The sequence below is a fragment of the Citrobacter sp. LJND-P06 genome, assembly GCF_058188415.1.
In genome coordinates this window covers 257,226-274,844 of sequence record NZ_CP187317.1, presented here as the reverse complement: position 1 = coordinate 274,844, position 17,619 = coordinate 257,226, and the positions used below count along the sequence as shown (strand labels likewise).

General features: G+C 52.3%; 18 protein-coding genes and 1 pseudogene. 7 read left to right on the top strand and 12 right to left on the bottom strand.

The features are described from left to right. Positions 1–113 precede the first annotated feature (113 nt). The 4 genes from yhhY (at position 114) to ACO7SM_RS01235 (ending at position 3,482) form a co-directional block, all read left to right on the top strand. Positions 114–602 (top strand): N-acetyltransferase, encoded by a 489-nt coding sequence (yhhY, locus tag ACO7SM_RS01250; protein ID WP_490469400.1) that lies wholly within the window; start codon positions 114–116, stop codon positions 600–602. 50 nt (positions 603–652) lie between these two features. Next, complete coding sequence (locus tag ACO7SM_RS01245) at positions 653–1,537, top strand: hypothetical protein (RefSeq protein WP_490469399.1); 885 nt, start codon at positions 653–655, stop codon at positions 1,535–1,537. A 275-nt stretch (positions 1,538–1,812) separates the two neighbouring features. Further along, on the top strand, positions 1,813–2,967 hold the full coding sequence (tssD, locus tag ACO7SM_RS01240; protein WP_490469398.1) for a type VI secretion system tube protein TssD: 1,155 nt from the start codon (positions 1,813–1,815) through the stop codon (positions 2,965–2,967). 20 nt (positions 2,968–2,987) lie between these two features. Then, positions 2,988–3,482: a YrhA family protein gene (locus ACO7SM_RS01235; protein WP_490469397.1), complete on the top strand. Its 495-nt coding sequence runs from the start codon at positions 2,988–2,990 to the stop codon at positions 3,480–3,482. A gap of 383 nt (positions 3,483–3,865) precedes the next feature. Here the strand turns inward: ACO7SM_RS01235 and ACO7SM_RS01230 are convergent. Further along, positions 3,866–4,143: pseudogene (locus tag ACO7SM_RS01230) on the bottom strand (IS630 family transposase); the annotation flags it as partial. An 11-nt stretch (positions 4,144–4,154) separates the two neighbouring features. Between ACO7SM_RS01230 and ACO7SM_RS01225 the strand changes: the two are divergent. After that, positions 4,155–4,409 carry a MarR family transcriptional regulator gene (locus ACO7SM_RS01225; protein WP_490469396.1) on the top strand — a complete coding sequence of 85 codons (255 nt, stop codon included), beginning with the start codon at positions 4,155–4,157 and terminating at the stop codon, positions 4,407–4,409. Between the two features lie 73 nt (positions 4,410–4,482). Here the strand turns inward: ACO7SM_RS01225 and ggt are convergent, their stop codons facing one another. Continuing rightward, positions 4,483–6,228 (bottom strand): gamma-glutamyltransferase, encoded by a 1,746-nt coding sequence (ggt, locus tag ACO7SM_RS01220; RefSeq protein ID WP_490469395.1) that lies wholly within the window; start codon positions 6,226–6,228, stop codon positions 4,483–4,485. Positions 6,229–6,349: 121 nt separating this feature from the next. Here ggt and ACO7SM_RS01215 point away from each other — a divergent pair, with 121 nt between their 5' ends. Next, positions 6,350–6,730 carry a DUF2756 family protein gene (locus ACO7SM_RS01215; RefSeq protein ID WP_490469394.1) on the top strand — a complete coding sequence of 127 codons (381 nt, stop codon included), beginning with the start codon at positions 6,350–6,352 and terminating at the stop codon, positions 6,728–6,730. On the opposite strand, the gene ugpQ is transcribed toward ACO7SM_RS01215, so the two are convergent. The 10 genes from ugpQ to livK all read right to left on the bottom strand — a co-directional run bounded on the left by ugpQ (position 6,711) and on the right by livK (position 16,760). Then, on the bottom strand, positions 6,711–7,460 hold the full coding sequence (ugpQ, locus tag ACO7SM_RS01210; protein WP_490469393.1) for a glycerophosphodiester phosphodiesterase: 750 nt from the start codon (positions 7,458–7,460) through the stop codon (positions 6,711–6,713). The genes ACO7SM_RS01215 and ugpQ overlap by 20 nt on opposite strands. After that, on the bottom strand, positions 7,457–8,527 hold the full coding sequence (locus ACO7SM_RS01205) for a sn-glycerol-3-phosphate import ATP-binding protein UgpC (protein ID WP_490469392.1): 1,071 nt from the start codon (positions 8,525–8,527) through the stop codon (positions 7,457–7,459). Before ACO7SM_RS01205 ends, ugpQ begins: the two co-directional genes overlap by 4 nt. Before the next feature lies 1 nt (position 8,528). Further along, a complete protein-coding gene (gene ugpE, locus ACO7SM_RS01200) occupies positions 8,529–9,374 on the bottom strand; it encodes a sn-glycerol-3-phosphate ABC transporter permease UgpE (RefSeq protein WP_490469391.1) in 846 nt (281 codons plus the stop codon). After that, complete coding sequence (gene ugpA / locus ACO7SM_RS01195; RefSeq protein WP_490469390.1) at positions 9,371–10,258, bottom strand: sn-glycerol-3-phosphate ABC transporter permease UgpA; 888 nt, start codon at positions 10,256–10,258, stop codon at positions 9,371–9,373. Before ugpA ends, ugpE begins: the two co-directional genes overlap by 4 nt. 100 nt (positions 10,259–10,358) lie before the next feature. Beyond that, positions 10,359–11,675, bottom strand: coding sequence for a sn-glycerol-3-phosphate ABC transporter substrate-binding protein UgpB (gene ugpB, locus ACO7SM_RS01190; RefSeq protein WP_490469389.1), 1,317 nt, complete (start codon positions 11,673–11,675; stop codon positions 10,359–10,361). 248 nt (positions 11,676–11,923) lie between these two features. Then, positions 11,924–12,637, bottom strand: a complete 714-nt coding sequence (livF, locus tag ACO7SM_RS01185) for a high-affinity branched-chain amino acid ABC transporter ATP-binding protein LivF (RefSeq protein ID WP_490469388.1) — start codon at positions 12,635–12,637, stop codon at positions 11,924–11,926. Between the two features lies 1 nt (position 12,638). Beyond that, entirely contained in the window at positions 12,639–13,406 is a 768-nt protein-coding gene (livG, locus tag ACO7SM_RS01180) for a high-affinity branched-chain amino acid ABC transporter ATP-binding protein LivG (protein ID WP_490469387.1), read from the bottom strand. Continuing rightward, positions 13,403–14,680, bottom strand: a complete 1,278-nt coding sequence (gene livM, locus ACO7SM_RS01175) for a branched chain amino acid ABC transporter permease LivM (RefSeq protein WP_490469386.1) — start codon at positions 14,678–14,680, stop codon at positions 13,403–13,405. The genes livG and livM overlap by 4 nt, the downstream gene beginning before the upstream one ends. Further along, entirely contained in the window at positions 14,677–15,603 is a 927-nt protein-coding gene (gene livH, locus ACO7SM_RS01170) for a high-affinity branched-chain amino acid ABC transporter permease LivH (RefSeq protein WP_192614234.1), read from the bottom strand. Before livH ends, livM begins: the two co-directional genes overlap by 4 nt. Before the next feature lie 47 nt (positions 15,604–15,650). Then, the gene (livK, locus tag ACO7SM_RS01165; RefSeq protein WP_192614233.1) at positions 15,651–16,760 is read right to left on the bottom strand and encodes a high-affinity branched-chain amino acid ABC transporter substrate-binding protein LivK; all 1,110 of its coding nucleotides are present in this window, start codon (positions 16,758–16,760) and stop codon (positions 15,651–15,653) included. A gap of 422 nt (positions 16,761–17,182) precedes the next feature. On the opposite strand from livK, the gene panM reads away from it, so the two are divergent. Then, a complete protein-coding gene (gene panM / locus ACO7SM_RS01160; protein ID WP_490470847.1) occupies positions 17,183–17,566 on the top strand; it encodes an aspartate 1-decarboxylase autocleavage activator PanM in 384 nt (127 codons plus the stop codon). Positions 17,567–17,619: the final 53 nt, after the last annotated feature.

Here is a 17,619-nt window from a genome sequence, read left to right as displayed (position 1 = left end):
TAATAATCATTATCATTCGCACTTGTCCAATACTTTTTGCAAAAAAAGACGGTTGACTCAAATTTCAAAGTCAATGATGTTTAAAGGACATTTACCCCACAGAGGACGAAGGAATGAGTGACATTGTGATACGCCATGCAGAACCAAGAGATTACGACGCAATCCGTCAAATCCATGCTCAGCCAGAGGTGTATCACAACACGCTACAGGTTCCTCATCCTTCCATGGAGATGTGGCAGGATCGGCTAGCCGATCGCCCTGGCATCAAACAACTGGTTGCCTGTATTGATGATATTGTCATGGGGCATCTGACCATTGAGGTTGCCCAGCGCCCGCGCCGTAGCCATTTTGCCGATTTTGGTATTTGCGTCGGTGCGCAGTGGCAAAATCGCGGCGTCGCCAGCGCGTTGATCCGTACCATGATTGACATGTGCGACAACTGGCTGCGGGTGGATCGCATTGAGTTAACGGTGTTTGTCGATAACGCCCCGGCGGTTGCGGTGTACAAAAAGCATGGATTCACGATTGAAGGCACCGGGAAGAATTACGGTCTGCGCAATGGTGAGTATGTGGATGCGTATTTTATGGCGCGGGTGAAATAATTTTTTGGGCGAGTCATCTCGCCCTATTTTATTTATTGAAAGGATTCATCGTGAAAAAATATTTATCGCTGGTTCTGCTGGCAATGATTTCCCCCGGTTACGCCACGACCGTTCAAAATCTGGATTCAGTTCCCGGCGCCATTCAACATTCGGAAGGCAAGCAGATTTTCGCCGAACAAATGAGGGGTGCCACACCCGCCAACGGGTTTGGCGAACTTCCGCAGGGATTAGATGAGGACCGGTGGATTGCCTGGGTTGCGCCAAATGAAGATCCCAAAAATCTTATCCTGACCGGCGCCAAACCCTGGGGTAAAAATGGGAAATATATTGGTGTCGCCTGTTTTGCCGATAATCCGGCAGATGCCGAACAAGCAAAACAATACACGGGTAACGATTGCCCGGAAAATAACAACAGCGGACGCGTCAATAAATTATATCTCGGTGTTTTTTCCTGGCAGAACCAACAATTGCAGCCGATCGCACGTTCGGAAAAACCGCTGGAACAACTTTCAGCATGGAATAAAAACGCCGAAAAAGAGAGCAATGATGAGTCAGTCAGGCAACTGGCATATTATACAAAACTGGATCTGGCGCCCTATCGGATAGCACCGGATACCCTGGCGTTCGGGGTACGAGGCGGGTACTCAAATGCCTATTCCGGCGGTGGCGCATTTTATGAAGTTCTGGAACTCTACATGATTAAAGACAATAAGATAATCAATGTGTTTTCCGACCTGGTTTATCACTATGAGGACATCGCCGGAGACTGGAATCAAGACGGCACGCGACAGCACGACATCAGCGAAAGTAAATACATCCTGAAACTGCGCTCAGCAAAGACCAACGGGTTTTATGATTTAGAGCGCGTTAACCTGCAGGATAAAAGCAGTCACATATTTCGTTGGTCCGAATCACTGCAACAGTATGTCCCATAACCCACAGATAAGGCCTGTCGCGTTTAACACGCGCCAGGCCGCTGACGGCGGTTAATCAATACCCACACACGCGCCATTAATAACCCTCCCTTATTAAATATATAAATATCTACTCCGCGCCTTATTCATAATCAGATTTCACTCAAACAAATACACGTAAAGTGAAACATTTTATTTTTCCTCTATACGAACATCATCATAAAGCGTAAATAAAAGATTAAGAATATTAGCCGCCGTTATTTTACGACAGCACGTAATAAAAGGATAAGGATGTCATGAGTGATATCGTCTACCTGACGGTTTCAGGAGAACAACAGGGCGCTATTTCTGCCGGGTGTGGAACCGTTGCCTCTGTGGGAAACCGTTGGCAATTTGGGCATGAAGATGAAATATTCACATTTTCGCTCTCTACTAGCATAACCAGTACTGGCGAAGGCTCTCAACGGCAAGGACTGCGTTTCTGTAAACTGATTGATAAAAGCACACCACTGCTGAGTAATGCCATTAACAATAACGAACAGTTATATATGGAGTTTTATTTTTCCCGAATCAATAAATTTGGCAGATGGGAGAAGTATTATTACATCCAGATTCGTGGCGCATTCTTATCAGGCATTCAGCGGAGATTCAGCGAAAACAGTCTTGATACAGAAACGATCGCTGTCCGTTATGAATACATCCTCTGTAAGCATCTTATCGCCAGCACCGAATTTAGCTATCTGGCACTGCCCGCAGACTATGACCGCCTGTTTATCCCCCGCCCAAAAACGCCCGCAACTAACGGCTTCAAAACGATAAACAGCAAAGCGGCTGGCAGACTCCTCGCCGCTGGCGGCGTTTATAACGGAAATATCGAGGGATTCAGAGAAACAGCGAAGAAACTGGGGAGCGATGCACCTGCGGGTTACGATCAAGTCCTGAATGAAAGGACAGCAGGTACTGCGCTCGTTGCCGCATCTATTTTGTTAGCTAAACGCCCTAATTCTGATATTTATGCTGAAATTAATACCTATATGGGTAGATTACGAGGTGAGTCAAAATTACTCAAGGACGTTACAATAAAAGAAATAAATTATATTAGAAGGAATCCAACTGAAACTGCAATGTTACGAAAAGAATTCAATAGCACTGTGAGAAAAAGCTTTCTTATTAATCTTTCAAAAACACCGGATATCAATAATAGATTCAGTCCAGAAAATATTTTAAAAATGCATAACGGAAGCGCCCCCAATAATTATAGCGTTCATCATAAACTACCTTTAGATGACAGCGGTACAAATGCTTTTGATAATCTAACACTGATAGAAAATGAACCCTATCATAAGACATTTACAAACATGCAATCGACTGTGATAAGAAATATGCTACCCGGTGAAAGCAAAACCACTCTTTGGGCCATTCCATCAGGTTCAATCTACCCACTTAAATAATCACTCAGGAGATAATTTAAATGAATATTGGAAACCTTTTAATTGAACTAACGAATATGATGGGCGTTTTAGATTACCAAATAGAAGATGCCATCAAGAATTCATTTATTGAAAGCATCACAAAAAGAAAGCCAGAAACGAATACATCTCCAATTTTTGAACAATTATGTGCTGAAACTTGCATACTGTTTTCCAATCAACCAGATTATATGACGTTCTTAGAAAAAATGGATGGGTTTGAGTATAACGGATTGAGAATTTTCAGCCTATCAATACCAGAACCATTAGTTAAAAACTTATTTGTAATGAATGAGTTCTACAGAAATAATGGTGATTATATAAACCCCGACCTTGCAGAAAGATTAGTTATTGGTGATGACAGTATTTCTTTATTCACCTATGACACAAAAACAGACCTTTTTGAAATTCGAGACAACATTGGCACAGATAATGTATTTGGTTCATTTAATTGCTTTTCTGACTTTCTCAATGAAATATTAGACACTGTTCGTTAACATATTAATAATCACAAAGTGAAAAAATACCTTTAGATGATTTACAAGACGATAAAGAAAACAAAATGCATCAGGCCAGGTTTACGTTAGTCTAGCCATGCACACCCGGACGCACCATCATGATAAACAATACTGAACTTAACATCTTGAAACTATTAGCCTCCAGAGATGATGTAAATTGGACCTGGTATAATCTTGATCGCGCAATGACCAGCAGGAGAATGGATGGGGTTGGTAACGTAGCCAGACTGGTAGGTAACCTCTCCAAAGCGGGTTTAGTCGACATAGGGCCAAGAACACCATCAGGTATGGATTATTACCGCGTATCCGCCCAAGGTCATAAGTTGCTAAATGAATTGGCTAAATAGCTGTGCCTGATGAAGTTACACTTTTGCCAAAGCATGTTTCCCTCCCGGGAATGGGCGGGCGTTTTTCATAAAGTGGTGAACTTTTTTCAGCAACCACTACATCGAACGGCGCTGACGATTACGGGTTATCGTGTCGTGAAGCGCCTGCCATAACCGCTCAACGTGATTTACCCACGGCAAGTAAACCGACTGGTAAATCAATCTGAACTCTGGATTCGCTTTCTGCCAGCGTTGTGTTTTATGGCGTTGTGGATGATGTAGTTCTCCACGATAAGCGTGATGGTTTTCACCCGGACGCAAAAAAATGACAATAAACAAAATCGAGTTTAACGTACTGAAAGTAATGACAGAAAAAGATTTTGATTGGAACTGGATGATTTTGGATCGTACTCTTTCTACGAGAAACATTCCTGGATTTGGCAACGTTGCGAATATCGTCACTCATCTCGTTAATCACGGATTAGTTGATGTCGTATATGGTGAGGACAAATCAAGACCACGCTACAGAGTTTCCCAAAATGGTTTTGAGTTTCTTAAAGACCAACAACATCTGTTTTAGTTTGAAATTTGGCGGTTCTCCAAAAATTGAGTCTGGTAAATTTGCCCTCTTCCACTGAAGAGGGCCGTTCACCTTAGTATCCTGCCGTTAAATCATCGACTGAACGCGGGTCTGACGCGCCATACAACGCGCCGTCCGGCCCCACCATAATGCTCTGGGTGCTGCCCATCGCCTCTTTCAGCGCGACTTTCTGCCCCTTTTGTTCCAGCAGTTTGAGAGTATCCGGGCTGAAGCCTTTCTCCACGCGCAACTCATCCGGTAACCACTGATGATGGAAACGCGGCGCATTGGTTGCTTCAGCGACGTTCATCCCAAAATCAACACTGTTGACTACCATTTGCAGCACAGTGGTGATAATTCGGCTACCGCCAGGGCTGCCGGTCACCAGCCAGGTTTTGCCGTCTTTCACCACGATGGTTGGCGACATGGATGACAGCGGGCGTTTCTTCGGCCCCACCGCATTCGCATCGCCACCCACCAGACCGTAGACGTTTGGCACGCCCGGTTTGGCAGAAAAGTCGTCCATTTCGTTATTAAGCAGAATCCCGCTGTTTCCGGCCACAATCCCGGTACCAAACGTGGTGTTCAGGGTATAGGTCACCGCCACGGCGTTACCGTCTTTATCCACCACCGAGAAGTGGGTGGTCTGGTTACTTTCGTACGGCGCAAGTTTACCCGGTTTTATTTCGCTGGACGGTTTAGCTTTGTTGATATCTATCTGATCGGCAATAGATTTTGCATACGCTTTATTTGTTAATGCCTGCCACGGCACCTTCACAAAATCCGGGTCGCCGAGATATTCCGAGCGATCGGCATAGGCATGTTTTTCAGCTTCCGCCATTACCTGCATCGCGTCTGCGCTACCGAATCCGTATTTCTTCATATCGAAGTTTTCAAGAATATTAAGGATCTGCACGATATGAATACCGCCGGAGGACGGTGGCGGCATGGAGAAGACCTGATAGCCACGATAGTCGCCGCCGATCGGCGTGCGTTCCACCGCTTTATAGGCCGCCAGATCGTCTTTGGTCATCAACCCGCCGTTCTTCTGCATCTCTTGCGCAATCTGGTCTGCTATCGCCCCTTTATAAAAGGCATCCGGGCCGTTTTCCGCAATCAACTCCAGACTTTTCGCCAGATCTTTCTGTACCAGTTTGTCGCCCTTTTTCAGAGGTTCGCCGTCTTTCCAGAAAATCGCTTTACTGTTCTCATGGTTGGGGAGCACTTCGCTGCCGTAGGTTTTCAGATCGTCGGCCAGCGCATCGTTAACGATGAATCCCTCTTCCGCCAGTTTCATTGCCGGGCGCACCACTTTGTTCAGCGGCATCGTGCCGTATTTCTCCAGCGCCAGCGAGAAGCCGGCGACCGTTCCCGGCGTACCGGAAGCCAGATGCGAGGTCAGCGATTTATTGCTGTCGGGATTACCCTGATCGTCGAGGAACATGTCACGGGTGGCGCCCGCAGGCGCCATTTCACGAAAATCGATCGCCGTGGTATTACCGTCTTTGGTGCGCAGCAGCATAAATCCGCCACCGCCTAAATTACCGGCCTGCGGATGGGTGACGGCCAGCGCGTAGCCCACCGCCACTGCGGCATCCACGGCGTTACCGCCTTGCTTAAGAATATCGACCCCCACCTGGGTGGCCATCGCATCCACTGAGGCCACCATCCCCTGCGTCGCCCGCACAGGATGGAACACATCCTCTTCAACGCCGTAAGACACCGGAGATGGCGCTGGCGGCGCAGCAATAGCACTAAAGCAGCTTCCTGACAGCAGAGCAGCAAGCGCTACCCGGCGAAAAAACGTCGGTTTCATCATTATGATTCTCCAGAAGTTCCGGGGTAAGCCCCCCACTAATCCTGGTGCATAACTCTGAAATAACCATCGTTACGGTAAGAAAGGAGTAAACTTAAGAGATCCCCCCAGAGGAGGAAAGACGATGAAACGATTCTTTATTTTAACGGCGCTGCTGCCGTTTGCTGTTTTTGCACAGCCCATCAACACCATGAATAACCCGAACCAGCAAGGTTATCAGATCCCCAGTCAGCAACGTATGCAGACGCAAATGCAGTCGCAGCAAATCCAGCAGAAAGGGATGCTCAACCAGCAGTTGAAAACACAAACTCAAGTACAGCAGCAGCATCTGCAAACGCAGATGAACAATAACACCCAGCGAGTCCAGCAAGGTCAGGTACGCGCACAACCGCTACCGAATACCAACGGCGGTATGTTGAACAGCGGAACAAGTCAGAATAGCGGTCAGCAGCATATGCTGCCACCGCGTCAGAATGGCGATATGCTTAATAATTCGCAGCGGTAAAGTCCGGGCCTATAACGTCGATCGCATCGGTGCAAATGCAGTTTACTCCCCAGCGCAGCAGTTGTGCGGCGCGCTGGGGTTTGTTGACGGTGTAGACCAGAATCTTCAGCCCCGCCTCGCGCAAACTCACGACCCGCGCTTCATTCAACAGATGATGATTAAGATGAATGGAGACGCACGCCAGTCGCGTGGTCAGTTCACGCCAGTCATCGCGCCACTCATCCAGCAGCAGCCCACGCGGTAATTCCGGCGCGGCCCGTTGCGCGGCTTCCAGCGCATCTATTTCGAAAGAAGAGAGTAGCGGCGGCGTCATATCTGCCCACAGCGCGCGTGCCGCCAGCGCCACCGCATTTCCCGTCAACGGCCCGGTGCCCGTGGTGGGTTTAATTTCGATATTGGCCATCATGCCGTATTTCCGGCAGCGTTCCGCCACCTGTGCGAGCAACGGCAACGGTTCGCCTTTGAACTCGCCGCTGAACCAGCCGCCCGCATCCACACGCAAGAGATCCTGCCACGCCAGCTCACCCGCCACGCCCCAGCCGTTGCTGGTGCGCTCGAGATTGTCGTCATGCAGCAGAAAGATTTCGCCGTCTTTCGACAACTTAACGTCAAATTCAATCATGGTGTGCCCATAACGCGCCCCCACATCAATGGCCGCCAGCGTGTTTTCCGGCGCCAGTTTGCCGCCGCCGCGATGGGCTGCAACGTGGGGGTAAGGCCAGTTACTCATAGTCGTTGTCCTGTTTCACCATCAAAAAGATGCAAATGATTGTCCGGCAGATGGAGCCACAGTGTGTTACCTGCGGTTGGACGTTCCTGATGCGCGAGGCGCACCACCAGCTTTTGCTCGCCCCAGCGACCGTGCGCGAGGTTATCCGCGCCCAGCATCTCCAGCGTCTCCACCACCAGCGGCACGCCGCCTTCTGCCTGCGAGCTTAGCGCAATATGCTCCGGGCGGATACCGAGGGTCATTTTACGCCCGGCGTGTTGGCGATGCGCGCCGTTAAGCGGCAGTGCGAGGCCGCCGTCCAGTTCAAAATGAGTCCCTTCACCGTTGAGCCGCCCCGCCAGCAGATTCATCGCCGGGCTGCCGATAAAGCTCGCCACAAACAGGCTGGCGGGCTTTTCGTAGACGTCCACCGGCGTACCGATTTGCTCGGCAATACCGTTGTTCATCACCATCACCCGCTGGGCAAGGGTCATCGCTTCCACCTGGTCATGAGTCACATACAGCGAAGTCGTTTTCAGGCGGCGGTGCAGTTGTTGCAGTTCAAGACGCATCTGCACACGCAGTTTGGCATCGAGGTTAGAGAGCGGTTCATCGAACAGGAACACCGCCGGGTCACGCACGATGGCGCGCCCCATCGCTACACGCTGGCGCTGACCGCCGGAAAGCTCGCGCGGGCGACGTTTGAGCAAACCGTCCAGTTCCAGAATTCGGGCGGCCTCTTTAACGCGTTCGGCAATCTGACCTTTGTCCATTCCACGGATCTTCAGCCCCCACGCCATGTTCTCCTCTACGCTCATGTGTGGGTAGAGCGCGTAGTTCTGGAACACCATCGCAATGCCGCGATCTTTCGGCTCCAGTTCAGTCACACACTGGCCGTCGATCCAGATATCGCCGCTGGTCGCCCGCTCCAGCCCGGCCACCATCCGCAGCAGCGTCGATTTTCCGCAGCCGGAAGGCCCCACCATCACGATAAATTCACCGTCTGCCACCTCCAGCGTCAGCGGTTTAATGACCTGGGTTTTGCCATCCCAGCTTTTGGTCACTGCCTGTAACGTTAATCCCGCCATCTTATTTCTCACTGTCCACTAAACCGCGTACGAAGGCACGCTGCATCACTAAAACAACCACTACCGGCGGGATAAGCGTTAACAACATCGCCGCCATCACATGGTTCCACTGGGTCGTGCCTTCGCCGGTGGCAATCATCCCCTTAATGCCCGCCACGGCGGTACCGAGATCAACATCGGTGATAATCAACAACGGCCACAGATACTGATTCCAGCCGTAGATAAAAGTGATCACAAACAGCGCCGCGAGGTTGGTTTTCGACAACGGAAAAACGATATCGCGAAAGAAGCGCATTGGCGAAGCGCCGTCGATGCGCGCCGCTTCCACCAGCTCATCCGGCAACGTCATAAAGAACTGGCGGAACAGAAAGGTCGCGGTGGCAGACGCCATCAGCGGCAGCGTCAGACCAGCGTAGCTGTCGAGCATTTTCAGGTTGGCGATCACTTCGACCGTCGGGAAAATACGCACTTCAACCGGCAGCATCAGGGTGATAAAGATCATCCAGAAGAACAGGTTACGCAGCGGAAAACGAAACCAGACGATGGCGAACGCCGAGAGCATCGAAACCGTGATTTTGCCCACCGTGATGCTGAACGCCATCACAAAACTGTTGAGCATCATCCGCCAGAACGGCGCACTGTTCACACCGACGCCGTTGATCCAGATGGAGTGCATATTTTCCAGCAAATGCCTGCCGGGGATCAGCGTCATCGGCGCGGCAAACACCGCCTGGTCATCCAGCGTCGCCGCCACAAACGCGACGTACAGCGGGAAGAGAATTACCGCGATCCCCAGAATCAACATGGTGTGGCTGAATATTGTCAGCCACGGACGGTTCTCAATCATTGGTAGCGCACCTTACGTTCGACATAGCGGAACTGCACCACCGTCAGCACAATGACGAGGAACATCAGCACCACCGACTGCGCGGCGGAAGCCGAGAGATCCAGCCCGGTAAAACCTTCACGGTAGATCTTATAAATAAGCGTCGTCGTCGCCTGCACCGGCCCCCCGGCGGTGGCCGCGTCGATCACCGGGAAAGTGTCGAAGAAGGCGTACACCAGATTGACCACCAGCAGGAAGAAACTCACCGGCGCAATCAGCGGCAGGGCGAGTTTAAAGAAGCGGCGAATCGGGCCTGCGCCATCAATGGCCGCCGCTTCGATAAGCGATCGGGGAATGGATTGCAGCGCGGCATAGAAGAACAGGAAGTTGTAACTAATCTGCTTCCAGACAGAGGCGAACACCACGAGGAACATCGCCTGACCACTGTATTGCGCGTGGTTCCAGTCATAGCCAAATTCAGCGAGAAAATGGGTGATCAGTCCGCGACCAGGGTTAAACAGGAAGATCCACAGCACGGCGGCCACCGCAGGCGCAACGGCGTAGGGCAGCAACATCAAGGTTTGATAGATACGGCTACCGCGCACGATGTACTCCACCAGCGCAGCGAAGAACAGAGAAACTAGCAGGCCACTGACGGTGACCAGGGTGCTGAATTTTATCGTCGTCCAGAAAGAGTCGAGGTAATAGCTGTCATGAAACAGCGCGACGAAGTTTTCCAGCCCAACAAACCGGCTTGAGAAACCAAACGGATCAACGCTTTGCAGGGAGTACCACAGCGCTTCACCCGCAGGCCAGATAAAGAAAATAAGGGTGATAACCAACTGCGGAGCGACCAGCAAATAGGGCAACCAACGCGAGCGGAACACCGGACGGGATGAAGACATAAGGGGTTGATTCCTGAACAACGCCGGATGACGCTACGCTTACCCGGCCTACAGATTCGTGTAGGCCGGGTAAGGCGAAGCCGCCACCCGGCATTTCATATTACGATTTCGTTGACTGTTCAAAACGACGCAGCAGTTGATTCCCGCGCTCAACGGCGGAATCCAGCGCCTGCTGAGGGGTTTTCTTGCCGGTCCACACGCTTTCCAGCTCTTCATCCACAATGGTGCGGATTTGCGGCATATTGCCCAGACGCAGCCCTTTGGTGTACGGCAACGGCGGCTTGTTCAGCATCTGGCGCGTCGCGATATCTGAGCCAGGATTCTTATCGTAGTATCCCTGTTCGCGGGTCAGGTCATACGCTGCGGTGGTGATCGGCAGATAGCCGGTCTTTTGGTGCCACTCAGCCGCATTTTCCGGCTGCGCCAGGAAGTTGAGGAATTTCGCCACACCGGCGTAAGTCTCTTTGTCTTTACCCTGCATCACCCACAGGCTCGCCCCGCCAATGATGGCGTTTTGCGGCGCGCCTTTCACGTCAGCGTCGTAAGGCATCATGCCGACGCCGTAATTGAATTTGGCATACTGACGAATGTTGGCAAGCGATCCGGAAGAGGCCGTCGTAATGGCGCAATCCCCGTTGTAGAACTTCTCGGTGGACTCATCTTTACGCCCCACGTAGCTGAAATCGCCCTTCTTGTTCATCTCTTGCAGCAGCGCAATATGTTTCACCTGCTCCGGTTTGTTGAACTCCAGCACCGCGTCCGCGCCGTCAAAGCCATTGTTTTTGGTCGCAAAGGGCAGGCCGTTCCAGGCGCTGAAGTTTTCCAGTTGGATCCAGCCCTGCCAGCCGCTGGCGTAACCGCACTTCATGCCCGCCGCTTTCAGCTTCTCGGTATAGGCCGCCAGATCCTGCCAGGTTTTCGGCGGTTGCTCGGGATCTAAGCCCGCTTTTTTGAAGGCATCTTTGTTGTAGTAGAGCACCGGAGTCGAACTGTTGAACGGCTGTGAAAGGAGGTGCCCGCTTTTACCATCGGTGTAATAACCAGACACCGTCGGCACAAACTGCGATTCATCAAAGCTGATGCCCGCATCTTTAAACACTTCATAGACCGGTTTAATCGCCTTCGACGCCATCATGGTGGCGGTGCCGACTTCATATACCTGCAAAATCGCCGGGGCGTTACCGGTACGGAATGCCGCAATACCTGCACTGAGGTTTTGCTCGTAGTTGCCCTTGTAGACAGGCACCACTTTGTAATCCGGGTTGGCCGCATTGAAACGTTGCGCCAGAGAATCAACTTCTTTACCTAATTCCCCTTCCATTGAGTGCCAGAATGGAATAGAGGTCACTGCCAGTGCTTGGCCAGCCAATGCCAGGCTGAGCGCCAGTCCTAAGGCTGTATGTCGTAACGGTTTCATTGATTATCTCTCTTGTTGTTTCGAATGCGCGATTTCACGCGTTTTATGTTCGCGGAAGTAACATGACATGCTCGAATTACAAAAAAATAACGTTTTGATTACAAAAAAAAGATAGTAAGGCGTCAGTGGGATGGCAAGACGATGAAGGCTCGGTGACAGGAAAATGGGAGCTGAGGCACGTATAAGTCAAATAAAAAGCCGGGTGGTGGCATCACCTTACCCGGCCTGGGATTCAGGACATCGCGGTATTACCCGCCCAGATAGGCGCTTCTTACCGCTTCATTCGCCAGCAGTGCATCGCCGGTATCGGAGAGCACCACATGACCGTTTTCGAGCACATAACCGCGGTCGGCAAGCTTCAGCGCCTGGTTGGCGTTCTGCTCAACAAGGAAGATGGTCATCCCCTGCTCGCGCAGTTGTTCGATGGTGTCGAAAATTTGCTGAATGATGATCGGCGCAAGCCCCAGCGACGGTTCGTCCAGCAGCAGCAGGCGCGGGTTGCTCATCAGCGCACGACCAATCGCCAGCATTTGCTGTTCACCGCCGGACATGGTGCCCGCACGCTGAATGCGGCGCTCATGCAAACGGGGGAACAGTTCGTACACCCACTTGATGCGCTGCTGGAACTGGTCGCGTTCGGCAAAGAAGCCGCCCATCGCCAGGTTCTCTTCCACGGTCATACGTGAGAAGACGCGACGCCCTTCCGGGACAATCGCCACCGCTTCACGCATAATTTTCGCCGTCTGCCAGTCGGTAATATCTTTGCCGTCAAACACAATCCGGCCGCTGGTCGCACGCGGATCGCCGCACAGCGTGCCCAGCAGGGTGGTTTTCCCTGCGCCGTTCGCGCCAATCAGGGTGACGATTTCCCCCTGGTTAATGTGCAGGCTCACCTCGTGCAACGCCTGGATTTTGCCGTAGTGGGCGCTGACTTTGTCAAAAGACAACATGACTTTTTCCATCTTATGCCTCACCAAGGTATGCGCGGATCACGTCCGGGTTGTTACGAATTTGCTCCGGCGTCCCTTGCGCCAGCGGCGTTCCCTGATTCACTACATAAATGCGATCGGAGATGCCCATCACCAGCTTCATGTCATGTTCAATCAGCAAAATCGTGGTGTTGTGATGGTTACGCAGTTCAGCAATCAGCTCGTCCAGCTCTTTAGTCTCTTTCGGGTTCAGACCCGCCGCCGGTTCGTCAAGCATCAGGATCTCCGGTTGCGTCACCATGCAGCGGGCGATCTCCAGACGGCGTTGATCGCCGTACGCCAGGTTACTGGCCTGACGGTTGGCGTGCTCCAGCAAACCAATACGCTCCAGCCAGCTCGCCGCGCGGTCCAGCGCTTCGCTCTGCGCCCGTCGGAAGGCCGGCGTTTTGAACAATCCCGAAAAGACGCCGGTTTTCAACTGTTGATGTTGTGCCACCAGCAGGTTTTCAATCACCGTCATTTCACGGAACAGACGCACATGCTGGAAGGTACGCACCACGCCCATACGGGCAATTTGCTGGCCCGGCAGCCCTTCCAGATGCTGGTCACGTAACGTGATGGTGCCGCCAGTGGGTTTATAAAAACCGGTCAGACAGTTAAAGACGGTGGTTTTGCCCGCACCGTTCGGACCAATCAGAGAGACGATTTCCTGCGGGTGCAGCTCCAGGTTGACGTTATTTACCGCCAGCAAACCGCCGAAGCGCATCATCAGACCGTTAACCGATAATAATGGCTGACTCATGCCTGCTCTCCTTTCGGTTGCCCGTTTTTCAGTTTCAACTGGGGACGGGTCATCGGCAGCAAGCCCTGCGGACGCCAGATCATCATCAGTACCATCAAGCCACCCAGCATCAACATGCTGTATTCGTTGAAGTCACGCATCAGCTCGCGCGAAACCACCAGCAGAATAGCCGCCAGGATCACCGCAAACTGCGACCCCATGCCGCCCAGAACCACAATCGCCAGCACAAACGCCGATTCGGCAAACGTGAACGACTCCGGGCTGACAAAACCCTGGCGCGCGGCGAACAGTGTTCCGGCAAAACCGGCAAACGCGGCGCTGATGGTAAAGGCCGTCAGCTTGATGCGCGTCGGGTTTAAGCCCAGTGAACGACAGGCGATTTCATCTTCACGCAGCGCTTCCCATGCACGACCCAGCGGCATACGCAGCAGGCGGTTAATCACGAACAGTGAGAACACCACCAGCAACAGCGCCACCAGATAGAGCCAAATCACGCGATCGGACGGATCATACTTCATGCCAAAGAAGTTACTGAAGGTGTCCCAGCCGCCTTCACGGGCGGTGCGACTGAACTCCAGACCAAAGAAGGTCGGTTTCGGGATCTGGCTGATCCCGTTCGGGCCGCCGGTCACTTCGGTGTTGTTGAGCAGCAGAATACGGACGATTTCACCAAAGCCGAGAGTGACAATCGCCAGATAGTCGCCGCGCAGACGCAGCACCGGGAAGCCGAGCATGAAGCCCGCCGCCGCAGAAACCAGCCCCGCCAGCGGCAAACAAGTCCAGAAGCCGAGGCCGTAATAGTGGTTCAGCAGCGCGAAGGTGTAAGCGCCGATAGCGTAAAAACCGCCATAACCCAGCACCAGCAGGCCGGAAAGCCCGACCACCACGTTCAGCCCAAGACCGAGGATGATGTAAATCATGGTCAGGGTGGCAATATCCACCGTCCCGCGCGACACCATAAACGGCCACGCCACGGCGATAACCAGCAATGCCACAAGGAACAGCTTCTGTTTGGCGGTTGAACCGTCAATGGCCGGCAGAATAAATTTCGGCCCGGAAACGCTCTTCAGCCCCTTCTGGAATGTCGGGCGCAGCATCTGGAAGATAAAGACCACCGCCGTACCGATAAACACCCACTGCCAGCGAATGTCACCCGCCGTGTCGACCACCAGCTTAGTGCCATCGAGCTCTAACTGGACACCCATAAAAACGCTCGCCAGCACGAAGAACATCGCGGCAGAGAGCAGCGCCATCGCAAAATGCATCGGTTTCATACTTTCTCTACCTCCGGACGACCCAGAATACCGGTCGGCATCACCAACAGCACCAGAATCAGCAGGGCAAACGACACCACATCTTTGTATTCTGTGCTCAGGTAGGCAGAAGAGAGCGCCTCGGCAACGCCAAGGATCAGGCCGCCAATCATGGCGCCCGGAATGCTGCCGATACCGCCCAGTACCGCTGCGGTGAAGGCTTTCATCCCGGCCATAAAGCCGATGTACGGGTTGATAACGCCGTAAAATTGTCCGAGCAGCACACCCGCTACCGCCGCCATCGCTGCGCCAATAACAAAGGTCAGCGCAATCACACGGTCGGTATTGATCCCCAGCAGACTCGCCATTTTCAGGTCTTCTGCACAGGCGCGGCAGGCGCGCCCCATACGGGAATAACGGATGAACAGCGTCAACGCCAGCATCGCCACGAAGGTGACAATCCAGATAACCAGTTGCATGGTGGTGATGCTGGCAGAGAAGTTCTCACTGCTGCCCACCACCCACTGGCCGTTAAACAGGCTTGGCAGCGCCACGTCGCGCGACCCTTCGGTCAGGCTGACGTAGTTTTGCAAGAAGATCGACATCCCGATGGCAGAGATCAGCGCAATCAGGCGCTTGGAGCTGCGCACGGGTCGGTAAGCCACCCGCTCGATACTCCAGCCGTAGGCGCTGGCGATCACAATGGCGCCAACAAACCCGGCGGCCACCAGTAGCCAGCCGGTATCAATGCCCATCATCATTAGCGCGGCAATGATCATAAAAGAGACATAGCTGCCGATCATGTACACCTCGCCGTGGGCGAAGTTGATCATGCCGATAATGCCGTACACCATCGTGTAACCGATAGCGATCAGCGCGTAGGTGCTTCCCAGCGTGACGCCGTTAAACATCTGCTGCAGAAAATAGAGAAACTGCTCGGACATAAGACTACCTTTCTCATTCCGCCCGGTAACGCCGGGCGGTGGGATGATTATTTGGCTACCGAGGAAGAACCGTCGGCGTGCCACTGGAAGACACCAAATTCAAATCCCTTTAGATCGCCTTTTTCATCCCATTTCAGCGGCCCAATCACGGTATCAGCCCCGTGTGCTTTCAGATCTTTCACCAAATCCAGCGGCGCTTTGCTGCCGCTACGCTCCAGGGCTGTCGCCAACGACTGCACCGCAGCATAGGTTATCCACACATACGGACCGCTCGGATCTTTTTTCTCTGCCTTCAGCTCATCCACGATAGCTTTGTTCGCCGGATCCTGGTCATAGCGTTTCGGCATCGTCACCAGCATACCTTCGCCCGCCTCGCCCGCGATGTTCGACAATGACGCATTACCCACGCCTTCCGGCCCCATAAACTGCGTTTTCAGGCTGACAGCACGCGCCTGGCGCAGCATCTGGCCCATTTCCGGGTAGTAGCCGCCGTAATAGACGAAGTCGATGTTGTCTTTTTGCAGACGCGCAATCAGCGCAGAGAAATCTTTCTCTCCAGCCGTGATCCCGTCAAAGAAGACGATATTGGCGTTGCCCGCTTTCAGGCCATCCTGCACCGAACGCGCCAGCCCTTCGCCGTATTGCTGCTTATCGTGAATGATGGCGATACGCTGCGGCTTCACGGTTTCAAGAATATATTTGGCCGCGGTCGGCCCCTGAGAAGAGTCCAGGCCCGCCGTACGCATGATGTGTTCATAGCCACGCTGCGTCAGCTCCGGGTTCGTCGCCCCTGGCGTTATCATCAGAATGCCTTCTTCTTCATAGATGTCAGACGCAGGCTGGGTGGAAGAAGAACACAAGTGGCCGATAACATACTGAATGCCGTCGTTGACGATCTTGTTCGCCACCGCCACGGCCTGTTTTGGATCGCAGGCGTCGTCATACTCAACGCCAACCAGCTTGTCGCCTTTGATGCCGCCTTTGGCGTTGATGTCTTTAATGGCCTGACGCGCACCATTAAATTCCATGTCTCCCCATTGCGCCACCGGGCCGGACATCGCCCCCACGACCGCCACTTTAATATCCTCAGCCATTGCTGCATGCGATATCGCTAATGCAATGACCCCTGCGATGACCGTTTTCGCATTCCGTTTCATTCTGAGAACCCCATTTGTGATGTGATTTATAGTTTGTATTTATATGGTCAAAAAGCAGTCTGTGCTTTTTTTGAACTTCGCTACTTTTATCAATCCCATTAATGGTTTAGCGATGCCTTTTAAGCAAATACAGATTAAAATCTCTATTTTTCAGTCTATTAAGAAAAGATAATATTCTGCTTTTCACTATAGATAAACAAAAAAAAACGCCGTTGTCAGCATAAAATAACGATACAAAGGGCGGAATAAAACACTGCCTTTTAGGGAATTATTCTGCCTAATTTTCATTCTCTAATGTTTCAAACTGTACTTTTCGCTGTCAAAACATTAATCACCTAACAAATGATAGAAAAAAGAGAAAGCCTCCGGGGAAATTATTTCGGTAAACTGTCCCCATCTTTTGAGATTTGGACATGCTGTTGATGAAGCTGACCATCATTCGTTTAGAAAACTTCAGCGCCCAGGATCGCATCGATCTGGGCAAAATTTGGCCGGAATATTCCGCCTCCTCGTTAACACTTGATGAGACGCACCGGATCTACGCCGCGCGCTTTAACGAGCGTCTGCTGGGCGCCGTTCGGGTCACACTCGGGACAACGCAAGGCGCGCTGGATTCATTGTGTATTCGCGAAGTCACACGCCGCCGTGGCGTGGGGCAATATTTAATCGAAGAAGTGCTGCGCGATAACCCGAACGTCGTCTCCTGGTGGATGGCGGATGTCGGCGTTGAGAACCGGGATGTGATGGCGGCGTTTATGCAGGCGTTGGGCTTTACGGCCCAGGAGAATGGCTGGGAGAAGCGGTAAAAAAGCCGGGTGGCGACTGCGCCTTACCCGGCCTTGAGATGGCGTGTTGTAAG